The sequence below is a fragment of the Halorussus limi genome (assembly GCF_023238205.1).
Classification (GTDB): domain Archaea; phylum Halobacteriota; class Halobacteria; order Halobacteriales; family Haladaptataceae; genus Halorussus; species Halorussus limi.
In genome coordinates, this window is record NZ_CP096659.1 from 1,157,633 (window position 1) to 1,173,625 (window position 15,993).

Sequence of the window (15,993 nt, forward strand, 5' to 3'; positions counted from 1 at the left end):
TGCGCCTACTCCGCGCCGTTCAGTTCGATGTAGCGCGCCTCGATGATGCGCTCGTCGGCCTCCAGCGCCTCCTTCGCGTCGTCGGGCACCTGCTCGTCCAGCGTGTACACCGTCAGCGCCTCGCCGCCGATGGTCTCGCGGGCGTTGAACATCCCCGCGATGTTGACCCCGTGGTCGCCCAACACGGTGCCGATGAACCCGATGACGCCCGGCGCGTCCTCGTTGCGGGCGACGAGCATGTGGCCGTGCGGGATGGCGTCGATGCGGTAGTCGTCCACGCGGACGATTCGGGGGTCGTCGCCCGCGAACAGCGTGCCTTCGACGCTGATGGACTCGTCGTCGCCCGAGACGGTCACGCGCACGAGGCTCTGGAAGTCCTCGGTCTGGCGGGTCTTGGACTCGGTGACCTCGACGCCGCGCTCCTCGGCGATTTGGGGCGCGTTGACCGCGTTGACCTGCCATTCGAGCGGTTGGAACACGCCCTTCTGGGCGCTGGCGGTCACGAGTTCCACGTCCTCTTCAGCGATGTCGCCCTCGTAGTGGACCTCGATGGAGTCGATGCGCTGGTCGAGCAGTTGGGTGGCGATTTTGCCCGCGGTCTCGGCGAGACCGATGTACGGTTCGACGCGGGGGAACGCGCTCTCGTCGATGGACGGCGCGTTGAGCGCGTTCACGACCGGTTCCTCGGCGAAGGCCGCCACGACTTGGTCGGCGGTGCTGGTGGCGACGTTCTCCTGTGCGGCCTCGGTACTCGCGCCGAGGTGGGGCGTGACGACGGCGTCCTCGACTTCGAGCAGGGGGTTGTCCGGCGAGACGGGTTCGTCGGCGAACACGTCCACCGCGGCCCCGGCGAGGACGCCCTCCTCGACGGCCGCCGCGAGGGCGTCCTCGTCCACGACGCCGCCGCGAGCGCAGTTGACAAGATAGCCGCCTTCGAGTTGAGCGAGTTCCTCGTCGGAGATGAGGTTCTCCGTCTCGGGCGTCAGCGGCGTGTGGACCGTGAGGAAGTCCGCGCGTTCGAGACACCCGTCCAAGTCCACGAGTTCCGCGCCGAGTTGGGCGGCGCGGTCCTCGCTGATGTAGGGGTCGTAGGCCACGAGGTCCATCCCGAGCGAGTCGAGTTTCTTGGCGACCTCTTGCCCGACTCGGCCCAGACCCACGACGCCGAGGGTCTTGCCGTTGAGTTCGGTGCCGAGGTAGTCGCCCTTGGCCCACTCGCCGCCCTTGAGTCGGACGTGGGCCTGCGGAATGGACCGCGCGGTGGCGAACATCATCGCGACGGTGTGTTCGGCCGCGGCCCGGACGTTGCCCTCCGGCGCGTTGGCCACGATGACGCCGTGTTCGGTCGCCGATTCGATGTCGATGTTGTCTACGCCGATACCCGCACGGCCGACGATGACGAGGTCGGTTGCGGCCTCGAAGACCTCCTCGGTCACTTCGGTTCCCGAGCGAACGATGAGACCGTTGGCGTCCGAGACAGCAGACAGAAGCGCGTCTCCTTCCACGTCGTAGGCGGTTTCGACTTCGTGACCCGCGTCGCGAAGTCGCTCTAAGCCCGCGTCGGCGATGGGGTCCGTTACGAGGACCTTCATGCCTACCTCCACTCGTGCCGCCGGGATAACCCTTTCTCCGCCCGTGTCTTTTGCCAGAACTCGTCTCGAATCCCGTCTCGCGGTCGAGACCGGACGACGAGGTTTTAACCGGCCTTCCCCCGACGTACCCGCTGTGACCAGTCTACTCCTCTATCTCGGCGTCGCGGTCGCGGTCTTCGTCGGGTTCAACATCGGCGGGTCGAACACGGGCGTCGCGTTCGGCCCGGCGGTCGGCAGCGGCACCGTCTCGAAACTCGGCGCGGGCGCGCTGATGAGTTTCTTCTTCCTGCTCGGTGGATGGACGCTCGGCCGCCGCGTCGTGGACACCCTCGGCAAGGAACTCGTCGCGGGCGACCCGTTCACCATGCGCGTCGCCGTCGTCGTCCTGCTCTTCATCGGTCTCGCGCTGTTCGCCGGGAACGTCCTCGGGGTCCCCGCCTCCACCTCGATGACCGCCGTCGGCGCGATAGTCGGCCTCGGTCTCGCTATCGGGCGTCTGAAGACCGACGCCGTCCTCGAAATCGTCGGCTGGTGGCTGGTTGCGCCCATCGTCGGCTTCTGGGTCAGCGCGATGGTCGGTCGCTACTGGTACGACGACTTGGACGAATACATCGACGTCGACCGGAGCGAGGGACCGCTGGTGACGTTCGACAGGTCCGACGGGCTTCCGACGCCGGAACTCGGGCCGGAGACCACGCGCCGGGAGTTCGGCGGCACGCTCCTCGTGGTCGGCATCGGCTGTTACATGGCGTTCTCGGCGGGCACGAGCAACGTGGCCAACGCCGTCGCGCCGCTGGTCGGCAACGGCGCGATTACGATGACTCAGGGCGTCCTGCTCGCGGCCGGGGCGACCGCGGTCGGCGCGCTCACCATCGCGCGCCGGACCCTCGACACCGTCGGCAACGACCTCACCGACCTCCCGCTCGTGGCGGCGGTCGTCGTCGCGGTCGTGAGTTCCTCCATCGTGACGGTGCTGTCGGCGCTCTCTATCCCCGCGAGTTTCGTCGTCATCGCCACGATGAGCGTCGTCGGTCTCGGGTGGGGTCGCGCCACGGTCGCCGACCCGGTGCCCGACTCCCCGCAGGTTCCGGGCGCGAGCGTCGGCGTCCCCGGCGAGAGCGCCAGCGTTCCCGGAAAGCGCGTCGGCGTGCCCGGTAAAGGGAGCGACCCGCCCGGCGAGCGCACCGACCTCGACTCCGAGGACGCGGACGAGACCGCTGGCGACGACCCGTCCGCGGGCGAACTCTACCAACCAGCGACGACCGCACGGGTCATCCTCCTCCAGAATCTCGTCCCCGGAATCGCGACCGTCGTCGCGTACGTGGTGTTTCGGTACGTGCCGATTCTGTGAGAGCATTCATGAAGATATATCTACACGATTTAACTGTCATCTCGTTCTCTGTTTCCCCATGGCCAGCGTACTCCTCTACCTCGGCGTCGCGGTCGCGGTCTTCGTCGGGTTCAACATCGGCGGTTCCTCGACCGGCGTCGCGTTCGGTCCCGCGGTCGGGAGCGACGTACTATCGAAGGTCTCGGCCGCCGCCCTGATGTCCGGATTCGCCCTCCTCGGCGGGGCCACTCTCGGTCGAGGGGTCATCCGAACGCTGGGCGGTCGAGTCGTCGCGGCGAGCCACTTCAACCTCGTCGCGGGCGTGGTCGTGCTGTTCTTCGTCGGCCTCGCGCTGCTCGTCTCGAACCTGTTCGGTGTCCCCGCCTCCACCTCGATGACCGCCGTGGGGGCTATCGCGGGAATGGGCGCTGCCGGCGGCTTCCTCAAGTGGGAGAAGATAGGCGAAATCGTGTCGTGGTGGCTCGTGTCCCCGATTCTGGCGTTCTGGACGTGTGCGGTCGTCGGTCGGTATCTCTACCCGCATCTGGCGGCCAGATTCCGAATCGAGCGGTCGTCGGGGCCGGTCCTCGACTGGCGTGACGCGCCAGTCGGGTCGGTCCCCGTCGGTCCGGCAGACGGAACCACCCGCAGCGAACTGTTCTGGAACGGTCTCGTGGTCGCTATCGGCTGTTACATGGCGTTCTCGGCGGGCGCGAGCAACGTGGCCAACGCCGTCGCGCCTCTGTACGGCGCGGGCGCGCTCGGCGGCGAACTGCTCCCGTACGTCGCCATCGGTGCCGGCGCCCTCGCCGTCGGTTCGTTCACCATCGCGCGCCGGACCCTCGACACCGTCGGCAACGACCTCACCGACCTCCCGCTGTTGGCCGCGCTCGTCGTGGAAGTCGTGAGCGCCAGCCTCGTCGGCTTCCTCTCGCACATCGACATCCCGGCCAGTCTCGCCGTGAGCGCGACGATGAGCATCGTGGGTCTCGGATGGGGTCGAGCGTCGCGGTCCACGACCGTCACGGAAGTCGCGCAGGCGGCCATCGCCGGCGAGAGCGCCGACCGGAAGACTCCCGAACCGGTAGCGAACGGGTCCGGTCGGCGGAGGTCGGACGAGGACGTAGGCGAGACCGCTCGTTCGTCCGGAGGGGGAGGCGGAATCGAGGAGGTGGCCCCCATCGGCGAGGACAGCGACGAATCGACCAGCGACCTGTTCGACCCGGCGGCGACCGCCCGCGTCGTCTTCCTCTGGATTCTCACGCCGTCGCTCTCCGGAACGGCCTCCTACCTGCTGTTCACTGCCTTCCCGGTCTACGCGCCGTGAGAGTCGTTCTCACGCTCCGACGCCGCAGAATCGACGGAACCGACACGATTTAACCGGCGTCGTGTGTTCGTACACGTGTGATCAGCGCACTCCTACTCGTCGGTCTCGCCGTGGCCGTCTTCGTCGGCTTCAACATCGGCGGTTCCTCGACCGGCGTCGCGTTCGGACCTGCGGTCGGAAGCGGGGTCCTCTCGAAACTCGGGGCCGCCGGGTTGATGGCGAGTTTCGCACTGCTCGGTGGCTGGACGGTCGGTCGAAACGTCGTGAAGACGATGGGCGGAGAAATCGTGCCTTCGGCCCTGTTCACGCTCCCCGCGAGCGTCGGCGTGCTGTTCTTCGTCGGCCTCGCCCTGCTCGTCTCGAACTTGTTCGGCGTTCCCGCCTCCACCTCGATGACCGCCGTCGGCGCCATCGCCGGACTGGGCGTCGCGGCCGGTGACATCAACTGGGGCGTCATGGGCGGCATCGTCTCGTGGTGGCTGGTCGCGCCCATCGTCGCATTCTGGGTCTGCGCGGTCATCGGGCGCTACCTCTACCCGTATCTCGACGTGTGGTTCCGCATCGACAGGTCGGAGGGGCCGATGTTGGAGTACAACCGCGTGGGGTCGGTCCCCTACCCCGTCCCGAGCGCGAACACCAATCGCCGCGAACTATTCAGTAGCGTCCTCGTGGTCGTCATCGGCTGTTACATGGCGTTCTCGGCGGGCGCGAGCAACGTGGCCAACGCCGTCGCGCCCCTCGTAGGGAGCGACGCCATCGGAATCAACCAGGGCATCCTACTGGCCGCGGGTGCCATCGCGGTCGGCGCGTTCACCATCGCGCGCCGGACTCTCGACACCGTCGGCAACGACCTCACCGACCTCCCGCTGTTGGCCGCGCTCATCGTGGAAGTCGTCTCGGCGTCGCTCATCACCTTCCTGTCGTATCTGGGCATTCCGGCCAGTCTCGCGGTCAGCGCGACGATGTGCATCATCGGTCTCGGGTGGGGCCGGGCGACGCGAGCGGTCCGCGTCCGCGACGCCGCGGCCGCCGCGGTCCGGGGCGACGGCGAGCAGGGAGACGAGTCCCCCGACGGCGATTCGAAGATGTCGGTCGACGCGCTGACGGCCGAACCCGAGGAGGAGGTCCAGAAAATCGGCGAGGAGGACCCCGACGAACTCCAGACGAAGGACCTGTTCGACCCGGCCTCGACCGGCCGCGTCATCATGCTCTGGATTCTGACGCCCAGCGTCTCGGCGCTGGCGTCGTTCCTGCTGTTCGAGTTCTTCCCGATTTATCAGTAGCGTCGGGGTGCCTCGGCGGGAAACAATAACTACTAACCATGTCGCGGCCGAACCATCGTGCTGATGCCAACCGTAGAATACCTCAACTACGAAGTGCTGGACGACCAGGGCTGGGACATGGACGACGACGACCTCTTCGAGCAGGCCGCCGATGCTGACCTCGGCGACGAGGACTACGGCACGCTCGACGTCGCGGAAGGCGAGTACATCCTCGAAGCCGCCGAGGCGCAGGGCTACGACTGGCCCTTCTCGTGCCGCGCCGGTGCCTGCGCGAACTGCGCCGCCATCGTCAAAGAGGGCGAAATCGACATGGACATGCAGCAGATTCTCTCCGACGAGGAGGTCGAGGACAAGAACGTCCGCCTGACCTGCATCGGTAGCGCGGCGGCCGACGAGGTCAAGATCGTCTACAACGCCAAGCACCTCGACTACCTCCAGAACCGCGTCATCTAATCAACAGCGTAAAACGTTCGTTAAACAGACACGGTGTTCAGCAGAATCGAATCACCCCCGATTCTGTGTTTTTACCGCCAGATAGCCTCTGCATCGTACAAACTTCTCTGAGTAGCAACTGCCTCAGCAGAACCAATATCCACACTACTGTTTGAAGCATTAGTAGCCACGGGTATTCAACACATCATCGATGGCACTGGGGCGCATTGAGAACACAGGTAGTTTCGAATAGGGGGTTGTCGCAATAGTAGTTAATACTGACGGGAGAAGTAATTCTTATCCTGCAATCCGCCATTCCGGGGAAGTGTGCTTCTGGGTCGCACTGGTGGGAGGGAACCGACGCGGGACGAAGAACTGATAACTATGGTTACGCTGTATTCGAAACAATATGGGTATCCGGTTCATTGGCCACAAACAAAAACTGGTCTCTGAGATCGTCTCTGTTATCGATTCTACTGTGGGGCAGTCTACTCGTATCGGCGATCTTTTTACCGGTACAGGCAGTGTTGCAGCAGGTTTGAAGCAATCAGGACATTCCGTTGTTGCTAATGACCTACTCACCCACTGTTGCCTCTCTGCACGCGCCCAACTCTGCAATCCACCCCAACCAGCATTTGAGATGCTGCTTGAGGAAGCACCTGAGGTCAGTGAAGTTAGCAACCAATTCATACAGCGTTCGGGATATACACAGACGTTGTCATACTTGAATCAGGTTGAGGGCATTCCTGGTTTCGTGTACTCTACCTATTCTCCGGGAGGAACTGCCGACCGAGAGGAGCCAAGACAGTATTTCACGAACGAAAACGCGAAGCAGATTGATGCAATTCGGCAGAGGGTACATCAGTGGCACAACGACGGGATAATCAGCGATGATGAGCACGCGCTCTTGATCTACGATCTTATTCAGGCCACAAATGAGGTTGCTAATACGGCCGGAACCTATGGTGCGTTCCTGAAATCATGGTATGAGCGCGCAAAAGAATCGTTGGAATTGACGCCCTCGGAGATTCCTGATGGACCACTTGATCACAAGATCTTCCAACAGGACGCGAATAAATTAGCTACCGATCTTTCAGTTCCAGCTGTTTATCTTGACCCACCGTACACGAAGCGACAATATGCCTCGTACTACCATCTTCCTGAGACAATCTCACAGAAAACGAACCCATCTGTGTCTGGGAAAACCGGCTTACCGGATTGGAAGCCAAAGAGCTCTGACTACTGCCATAAGCGCAGAGCTGGTGGGAAGTTGGATGGTCTCTTATCTAACCTTGATACAGAGTACGTGTTCCTCAGTTACAGCGATGAAGGACACATAACTCCTGACGAACTTAACAATATTCTCACTAACCATGGGTCTGTAGAACTCCATACATTTGATCATCAACGGTACAAAAGCAACACAGAAGCGAAATCGGGCGATCTAACTGAAGCGTTGTATGTGGTGGAGTTGGCTTAGCCGACTCCGGCCAAATTTATATTGGTAGGCTTATTGTTGACATCTTATGGACACACGTCACGTGGATCAGGTTCTCTGGAAATTTCTAACGAGGACCGACTACTCAGCAATGAACGGGCTGTACGCAGGTCAGGGAGGAGGGTCTGCCAAGCACATCACACTCCCTCCTTCGAAAAAAGAGGAGATTGCGGACTTCTTCGACGTATCCCCGTTCCCCCCTAGCGGACAGAAAGTAATTGACAAAAATCTAAGGGTTGAACCCGTGGACGATGTCCCCGGGTCTGAAGGACCGATCAAGATCACCTGTAAATTGGACAGACGGGGTGGCGAATGGCGAATTGCAGATCAGGACCAAAATCGATACGTACTCTGGTCATCAGACTACGGTTTTCCGAGCCCAGATGAGATTCCGTGGGACGATGATGATTATTACGATATTGATCCACCAATTATCTATTTTGTCAAAGACACATCTGGTAACTTCCATGCCCGGGCAGCGACTGATACCTCGCCAGAAACATTGAGGCGTTTCCCACCTGAGCTGGCACATCAGTGGGATTCGGCTGGAAAGCGTAATAACTTCGGAATTGTTAGATTCACGGACGTGACTTTGGAGGATGCATCAAATATCAATGAGTAGGATTAGTGTGACCACCCTTCGAGATCGGTTAGCATCCAATCACAACGTCTTGTTATATGGTCCACCAGGAACAGGAAAGACAGATCTCATGCTCAAGCTCCAGAATGAGCTGGAGTCTGGGTCAGAGGCAGAACAAGAACCCAGTAAGGTGTTCGATTCTTCTTCAATCGAAGCACCATTTGAGACTGGTGAACCCTCTGGTGATGATCGTGACTTTCCAGGGGAGGTGAAAACAGCTTGGCTTACCTTTCACGAAAGTACGACACACGAAGAATTTATCGTAGGGTTACGGCCACAACCTACTGATGGTGGAGTTAGCTTAGAGCCCCGTGCTGGTATCCTGCTCTCGTTGGCAGAACATGCTCGGAATGGGAATACCAGCGTGATCTTTATTGACGAAATTAACCGGGCTAACGTCTCGAAAGTATTTGGTCAATTCATCACGCTGATGGAACCTGACAAGCGTCTTGATACGGACGGTGATCAACAACAATCCACTGTCGGGATTACTTTCCAACAGCTTGACGATGGAGACGAGGTGAAGAATCCGTGGGGAGACGATTTTACAATCGAATTTCCGTTCCATCTCCCTCAGAACCTGTATTTAGTTGCATCAATGAACTCTCTTGACCGATCAACGGCACCTCTAGATTCAGCTCTCGCTCGCCGCTTCGATCAGGTGAGCGTTGAACCAGACTATACAGCGCTTGCGGACCATCTCGGAACTGACGCTGTTACTGGGGTGGAATTATCGCCAGATCCACAGTCTGTATCGCCTGAAAAGATCGCTATTGCTCTTCTTTGGCGAACAAACCAGTTCTTGCGGAGCGTATACGGCGACGACTTTCAGCTTGGACCCGGATACGTGTGGTCTGTCGGAGAGGCAGATTCTGACACAGAGGCCATAGAAGAACTTGCTGTGGCTTGGGATAGCCGAATTCTGCCCAAGCTTCGTGAAGTCTTCCGGTCCCGTGAGGATCAACTAGCGACACTACTGAAGGCAGATGAGTCTCTTAATGGCATGAATAACCCATATCATCGTGACGAAATTCCCGCCGAATGGGGCAAGGTCGGAGCTGATGGTCCACTTCAACTACCGGATCTTCGTAATTTGGACACCGCTGATCAGCGAACAGTCCTTCATGGCCTTGCGCGATCTGACTGAGACGAACAATGGTCCTTGTCTAAGAGTACGGCGACCCAGTCCAGATTAGAGGTAATCCAAGTCAGTTAGCTGAAGCATTTGACTATGCGGAGGAGCACTGGGCTGCTCGATTGGGAACAAGCGACGTCTTTGACGTGACGGTAATCCCAAATGGTGTTGAAATCAGACCACTTGGAGTCACGGGACAGGTCACCGTAGCTGGTGATAGTATAGAGATTGTCCCGAAATATTTGTTCCCAGAAGAGGTGGACAATTGGCATGGAAGTGTTGCTGACATTCTAGCGTTCTCTCAGACAGAGAGCTTTGACTTAGTAAGTTCAGCCACGGGTGAAAGAGATGTCTCTACTTTCGTCGATCTGCTGGCAGGGGCATTTGCTGACCAGTTACGAGATGGTCTTCGCCATGGCCTTCCGACAGAATATGTCCGTAGAAAGGAGACTGCAGGTGCCGTAAGAGGACGTCTCGTTATCGAAGACTTGTACCCTCAGGTGCTGAAAGACCCAACTAAAGTGGTTTCCGAGTCTGATGAACTATCTGTAGATACAATACTCGGGAGGGTACTTCGGTGGGCCGCCAATGAATACGCACATCTCACGACTGATCCGTCTGTACGAAGCAGATTGCTGGAGTTAGAGACTAGACTGTCAGAAGCTAGTAAGCAACCACCAAGCTTGGCCCAATTGGATCGATTATTTATCCCACCCCAATATCGCCGTTTTGAACGGGCAGTTGAGCTCGCCATTTGGCTAAGGCGGAACGAAGGACCCTCACTCCGAAGTGACGAGCTGGATCTTCAGGGAGTATTGATAAGCACACATGATCTGTATCAGGATTTTGTTGATGCTTGTCTAAGTTACATCTCCCGTGACGAAGATTGGAAATTCACGTCTGAACCTCCGACTCATGTCTCCACAACACCATCAAATCTGACTGCGTATCCCGACCACGTCTTGCAGACTTCTCAGGGAGATCTCCTACTTGATTCGAAATACGTGGTTTCAGCCGACTGGGACCAACCAGACAACCGGGGTGAGAAGCGACCCGACCTCAGCGAAGTCTACCAAGTAATGGCAGCCGGAAGAGCGCGAGAGATTGAGGACGTCGGTCTCGTATATCCTTCGGTGTCAGACCAATACACTGGGCCATGGTCCATTCAGGGTGCTGGAAATCCTCTTAGGATACATCTGGTCGAAATTGACCCTTCCTCATTCAAATTCAGGAATATCGAAAGGTTCACCGAGTCGATACAGACAGAGATTCATTCGATTGTTCACGGCTAAACTCGTCAGAGAGCGATCGATAGACGTCCAGCACTTGTGACTTGTACTCGAACTCTCCATCTCCGCGACGGCGAAGTGCTCCGAAACTATTGATAATATGATTCACGTCAGTCTCTGTGAGCTCATAGAGGTGAAAGAAGAGCCCATCAAGCTCTGCCCGGAGTTCCGTTCTTCGTTCGGAATCCCAATCATAGGGCGTTGATTGGAAGCCAAGATCATCACCCCACGAATCCAGGTCATGGGCGGTGTATGTCAGCTCTGCCACTCGCTCGCTTATCCAGTCTACCATTGGCTCACCTCGAATCGTTTGCCCTCGATACACTTCTGGAGAGAGAACTGGCGTCTGCCTCACAATATACCAGTTGAGGGTGACATTCCCAATCTTCTGACGGCACGCAAAGTCGTACGCCATTGAATTGAGATTCGTCAGCAAACATGCCACCTCTCTGGCGGGACGAGAAGTAAGCAACAGGGGGAATTTGTTGCCCACCGCTGTATGGGGGAGAACAGAAGCAATCATAGTCCGAGAGTTCGTCGCGCTGGTAATATCCTTGAACCCGATAAACCACTCATGTGGGTAATCACCTGGAGTTGCAGCATCAACGGACTCGGACGGGAGATAATACCGAGCATTCACGGTGAAATCGGGGTTGGATAAGTTCGTCTCTTTGGTGGGCTCTTTCGTCCCAGATCGGAACAGGTTGCCGTCAGCGTCCTTCGCGTGAGATTTCCGATGATTGTACTGTCCCACCATACGACCCTCATACAACCGCTTGTACGTCTCATCGCCCATGTTGATGTCGCCATTTCTCTCTCGTGTTCCGTCTGAAAGTTCATTGATTGAGATGAACTGATCTGAGTCTGTAGACATATCGAACATCCTCTTATACGTGACGCCCCACGGATTGGTGTTCTCCGCTTCTTCGTCTCCTTCCTCACCTACAAATATCGGTGAAATATCGTGCTGCTTCTGAAGGATTTCGAGCGCTTTTCGTCCACGAACAAGAGGTGCAGTCTTTGTTATTGGATTCAACTGACCGATCTCATTCGGACTTAACTTGACGTGTCTAGATTCATCATCGATATCGGATGGCTCATGGGCAAAGAAGACGTAATCAGCCTCTTTTGACGATGGTTCGTTTGAGAGCGTAAGCAGCGAGAACCTTGTCCGTCCGTCAACATCCTCAAAGAGTTTCTCTCGGTTTTCAAAGTCGTACAGGGAGACCAATTTACCTTGTGTCGTAAGATGCTCGAAGAAGTCACTGGTGTAGTAGTCCGTCGCAATCCCTGTGGGGACAATAAACGCACAGTAGCCGCTCTCTGAAATTATCTGCAACGAACGTTCGACGAACAAACTATACAAGTTTAGCATTCCCACGTTGGTCCATTCGTAATCAACAGAATCCCGGATCTCGTCGGCGTATTTTTTTGCTTGGTCTCGTGCCTGTTGTAGGTCGGTTTGCACGCTCTCATACCGCTCTCCGGCGATTTGATCCCCTCGCTCTGCAGATGTGCCAACCTCTGCAAGCTTTGGCTGTCTCGCCGCAAGGAACTCTCTAGTCTGCACTTTAACCCGCTCCCAAGGTGGATTCGTCACTACGATATCAAACCCATCGTTCGAACTGAAGACCTGATCAAACTCCTGCCCCCAGTTAATAGGACGTAGTTGCTCACGATAGGTGGTTCCGTTTTCGGCAGATTCTATACTTGAAAGACGTTGTTGTCTGACCGAACCTTGGAGAGAGTCTCCGACGACGAATCGATCCGGGCTAGGACCCAGTTCCGAGGCGGCAAAACCGCCTTCAGCCCAGAGAACCGCCAAACAAGCTTCTCGGGAGAGCCGGTTAGCATCTGCCCCATAAAATGCATTTTCTACGATGAGCTGGTTGGCCTCGGTTAGATCATCCGAATCGGGGTCACTAGACCCCGCGATTGATGTTGCAATAACAGGTGCTAGCACCTCAAGAACACCAAGTAGCATACTGCCGGATCCACAGGCTGGATCCACAATACTTAATGACGAAACTACGTTTCCTATGTCCTCAGCATCAACACGTTCGAAATCATCCATACCGCCCGGCCAGCAATTATGTTCTTGGCATCGTTCTCGGACCTTCCGTTCGGTAGCTGGCCTAACAGCTCGTTTTGCTAACTCAATCGGTGTGAGATATGTCCCAGAGACTCTTCGATCGTCATTAGCTGATTCATAGTGCAGTTCGTCTACGTCGGGATTAGGTTGGTACTCAGTGAACGATTCCAGAGCATTGCTGATTGGATCAAATGCGTTTGGCTCTTTGGATTCCCAATTGTTGGTATGAGCAGAAAGTACCTGCTCAACAGGTAAACTAGTAGCGTCAATCGAACCCGTACGGAAGAGTGGATTTAGAGCATGTTTCTTATTCGACAGCGCAGCGTCTCTGAGGTCAATCCATGTTGTATAGGGATCTACACCCTGCTGTGTAGCGTGTGTAACGCTAACTATTGATTGAAGCGTAACTCGTTTACAGTCTTGCTCGATCGACTCGAAACTCTGTTCACCATCGCCAACCTGATCGATGGCGGACGCTACATACGTGGAGAGTGCATCAACCGCAGGAGGGAGATTTTTGCTTTCTACCATATGTGACGTGGGGTCTGCTCTGGAATATCTTAGACGTAGATTCGGCTAAAAGGTATGGATTATTGGAAAGCAGTGGTGAGGTCTCATACCACTAACCCGAATACCCGGCCACCACGCCGGGTCCGATCAGGCGTCCCTCGGCCACCACACCGAGGGATTCACTCTCTCTTTTGGGAACTGGTTCACATGGCTGATCGACCAGCATGCGTCGACGTCTCCCTACATACTTCAATGCATGCAAATCTCTTGATGTAGATTTGATCTGTTGAAATCCCATTCTTTAGTTATCTTCTCATCTGAAACGACTTGTCGCTGAATATTACGAACTGACCGCGAGCATTCGCGTGAGCGGAGCGAGCGCGATTCTGCCTTTTTCACCATGTTTTTCGAGGATTCGTGTTACGCGCGTAACACCGAAACACTCTGGAATCACTGTCGCCCGTTCCCGCCCGCTCTCCCGATCGTAACACCGAACTCACCGTTTCTCATCATCGGGTATCGTGGCGTTCCCGCCCATCGGCAGGACAGTCCCGTCAATTTCTTCTCGCTTCATCCGTTCCTCTTCTGCTAACGCGAACGTCGTGTACAGCAGCGCTGCGCGAGCTAATCGCAGCATTTCCACCGTCACCTCTCGCAACTCTTTCTCACCGACCGGGTAGTACTGCGTGTCTTGCAACCAACTTCTGTCCGGGGGTTCGGACACGATCCCATCACGGTACACTTTAAGATAGTCGTGCTCGATCGCATTCCGGAGGTCTCGGAGTTCATGCGCGACCACAACCGGCGACTCGTCGTCGTTCTGCCCGGAGTCTTCATGGAAATCTTTCCTGAGCCAGAACAACGCGTTCAACGCCCAGTTATCCGAGTCCACGAACTGTTCTTCTAACCCCTTACTGTAGTGCCCACGGTTGTGCCATACTGACCGGAATGACGGGTCGTCGTGTCCGAGATCGTAGTACTCGTTGATGATGACGGCGATTTTATCGAATACGGAGTACGCCGTTCGGAACGCGGATTTGATTTGCTCGGTTCGGTACCCGTACACGGAGTAATCGAGCGTATCTTGCAGCGTGACATTCCTATCAGAGGAATGCCCGACTGATCTCATCCACCCTTCATAATACATGTACCGCGCGGACACGAACTCCTGTTTGATCTGGTTGAATACACCGGGATACGGAAATTCCTCTCCATCGGGCATGATCATTCCCGGGAGTGTGACAGGGTCGTGCGCGACGAATGAGTGCATTGAGATATCGTTCAACGGGTTCAGGTACAACCGGTTGTTGAGCACCCACTCGTGGTACTTGACGTCGAATTTCCCGTCACCGAGCTCGTACTCGTCTTCAGTTTCGATCGTTAACTGGTCGTCGGCGAACTGTTCGATAGACTCCATCCCGGCTCGGAATCGTGTCTTGGCTTGCGGGTACACGTCGTCAGCGTTCTGCAACGCGGCTTCGTAATCGGTGTACGCTGAGTGGAGGATCCGGGCGGCGTACGATTGTGACGGTACCAGGCTAGCGTAGTACTGTTTCGTGATTGCGCGTTTGCCGAGCGCCATGCCGTGTTCCGGATTGATTTCAACGGCTTTGTGATGCCAGTGCAGTGCTTCGCATACCCTTCCGGTTCTGGCGAGGTACCCGGCGAAATTCGTGTACCGTTGGAGTTGTTGTGTGGGTGTGACGTCGGTGTCGTATTCGTCGCTGACGCTAGCTCTGGCATGCCCGATCGCGTTTAACAGGTCGGTAGATTCGAAGAACGTGTGTTGCGTATCGTCGCCGGTGACGGTGTGTCGGAGCGAGTACGCGTTCGCTAATTGGTAGTGTCGAATCGCTTCGTGTGCCGGTGACAAGGCGTCAGTGTCGGGGAACGTTTCGGTGTGCAATTCGATGATGCGATCTAACCCGTCTTGCCGTTGCAGGTCTTCCGACAGGTTGTACAGCACGCCGGTGAGGTGTAGTCGCGTTTCATCGTGGAGCTCCGCCCAGTCTGCATCGTCTGCGTTGACGAGGGTAGTGTACGCGGCGTCTGGATTCTCGATACCACGGTTCACGTGGATGTGTTCGGAAAGGTCCTGAAGATTATCTGGGACGTCAGGCATGGTGTAGTCTCACGGTGCAGTGAACGTGAGCTTTCGGCATATTGAAGCGCTATTTTTAGATACAACTTTGGATGAAACAGTCTGTCGATAGAGACTGCGAACTGTATCAGAGGATGTTCTCCTTCTGAAGCGACACGTACATGGGCGATAAACTGGTTTGAGAATCCAATCAACCCCCAAGGATATAGGCAGATCCAGGCACGCTGCTTGGAAGTTTCAATTCAACTTTGTCTTTTGTTATTCTGGTACCCACAGTCAACTGGTTGAATTCAGGGACAAATCTGCCAACCTCTACAGGACCATACTTCTGTAGGGCATCGTCAAATGCATCTGGTGAATGAGCAGGGGTGTATTTTCCAGGGACAACACAAACTACGTGACAGAATTTTCCTGTCCCAAGAATAACATCGAGCTTTCGGTATAATGCTGCCAATCTGCTTCGGTAGTAGATCTCGAAAACGACTGGTTCCGGTTCCTCGATATATACATCAGCGGTCATCGAGCCATTGCCTTTGGTGATTTGCGATTCGATTTGAACGGAATCTCGATTGTACCCCAGCTGATTACAGGCCGTTTTGATTGCGAGTTCACATCCCATTTGATGGACGACTGAAGTCTGTGCTCGGCTGAAGCAGTCGTCTTGGTCCCCATCGGTGTGAAGGAATTGTCGGTGGGTGTCAGCATGTCTGTCGAATACTACCTCCTCAGCACAGAGTAGGCAATGATAAGTGTCATCATCTGTG

Annotated in this window: 12 protein-coding genes; 8 read left to right on the forward strand and 4 right to left on the reverse strand. The window is 56.5% G+C overall.

What is annotated here, in order from left to right; translation table 11 throughout:
• Nucleotides 1-5: 5 nt before the first annotated feature.
• Complete coding sequence (gene serA / locus M0R89_RS06005; protein ID WP_248651653.1) at nucleotides 6-1,592, reverse strand: phosphoglycerate dehydrogenase; 1,587 nt, start codon at nucleotides 1,590-1,592, stop codon at nucleotides 6-8.
• Between the two features lie 133 nt (nucleotides 1,593-1,725).
• Between serA and M0R89_RS06010 the strand changes: the two genes are divergently transcribed.
• The 8 genes from M0R89_RS06010 to M0R89_RS06045 all read left to right on the forward strand — a co-directional run bounded on the left by M0R89_RS06010 (nucleotide 1,726) and on the right by M0R89_RS06045 (nucleotide 10,529).
• Entirely contained in the window at nucleotides 1,726-2,943 is a 1,218-nt protein-coding gene (locus M0R89_RS06010; RefSeq protein WP_248651654.1) for an inorganic phosphate transporter, read from the forward strand.
• A 58-nt stretch (nucleotides 2,944-3,001) separates the two neighbouring features.
• Nucleotides 3,002-4,249: an inorganic phosphate transporter gene (locus M0R89_RS06015; RefSeq protein WP_248651655.1), complete on the forward strand. Its 1,248-nt coding sequence runs from the start codon at nucleotides 3,002-3,004 to the stop codon at nucleotides 4,247-4,249.
• A 77-nt stretch (nucleotides 4,250-4,326) separates the two neighbouring features.
• Nucleotides 4,327-5,532: an inorganic phosphate transporter gene (locus M0R89_RS06020; protein WP_248651656.1), complete on the forward strand. Its 1,206-nt coding sequence runs from the start codon at nucleotides 4,327-4,329 to the stop codon at nucleotides 5,530-5,532.
• A gap of 63 nt (nucleotides 5,533-5,595) precedes the next feature.
• Nucleotides 5,596-5,985 carry a ferredoxin Fer gene (gene fer / locus M0R89_RS06025; RefSeq protein WP_248651657.1) on the forward strand — a complete coding sequence of 130 codons (390 nt, stop codon included), beginning with the start codon at nucleotides 5,596-5,598 and terminating at the stop codon, nucleotides 5,983-5,985.
• Nucleotides 5,986-6,373: 388 nt separating this feature from the next.
• Entirely contained in the window at nucleotides 6,374-7,444 is a 1,071-nt protein-coding gene (locus tag M0R89_RS06030) for a DNA adenine methylase (protein WP_248651658.1), read from the forward strand.
• Between the two features lie 61 nt (nucleotides 7,445-7,505).
• Entirely contained in the window at nucleotides 7,506-8,084 is a 579-nt protein-coding gene (locus tag M0R89_RS06035; protein WP_248651659.1) for a hypothetical protein, read from the forward strand.
• Nucleotides 8,077-9,249, forward strand: a complete 1,173-nt coding sequence (locus M0R89_RS06040; RefSeq protein ID WP_256468593.1) for an AAA family ATPase — start codon at nucleotides 8,077-8,079, stop codon at nucleotides 9,247-9,249. The genes M0R89_RS06035 and M0R89_RS06040 overlap by 8 nt, the downstream gene beginning before the upstream one ends.
• 110 nt (nucleotides 9,250-9,359) lie before the next feature.
• Entirely contained in the window at nucleotides 9,360-10,529 is a 1,170-nt protein-coding gene (locus M0R89_RS06045) for a 5-methylcytosine restriction system specificity protein McrC (protein WP_248651661.1), read from the forward strand.
• Here M0R89_RS06045 and M0R89_RS06050 read toward each other — a convergent pair.
• From M0R89_RS06050 to M0R89_RS06060, 3 genes are all read right to left on the reverse strand, one after another.
• Complete coding sequence (locus M0R89_RS06050) at nucleotides 10,483-12,600, reverse strand: Eco57I restriction-modification methylase domain-containing protein (protein WP_248651662.1); 2,118 nt, start codon at nucleotides 12,598-12,600, stop codon at nucleotides 10,483-10,485. The two genes, M0R89_RS06045 and M0R89_RS06050, sit on opposite strands and share 47 nt — an antisense overlap.
• Nucleotides 12,601-13,624: 1,024 nt before the next feature.
• The gene (locus M0R89_RS06055; protein WP_248651663.1) at nucleotides 13,625-15,250 is read right to left on the reverse strand and encodes an LA2681 family HEPN domain-containing protein; all 1,626 of its coding nucleotides are present in this window, start codon (nucleotides 15,248-15,250) and stop codon (nucleotides 13,625-13,627) included.
• Nucleotides 15,251-15,419: 169 nt separating this feature from the next.
• Nucleotides 15,420-15,749 (reverse strand): hypothetical protein, encoded by a 330-nt coding sequence (locus M0R89_RS06060; RefSeq protein WP_248651664.1) that lies wholly within the window; start codon nucleotides 15,747-15,749, stop codon nucleotides 15,420-15,422.
• Nucleotides 15,750-15,993 lie beyond the last annotated feature (244 nt).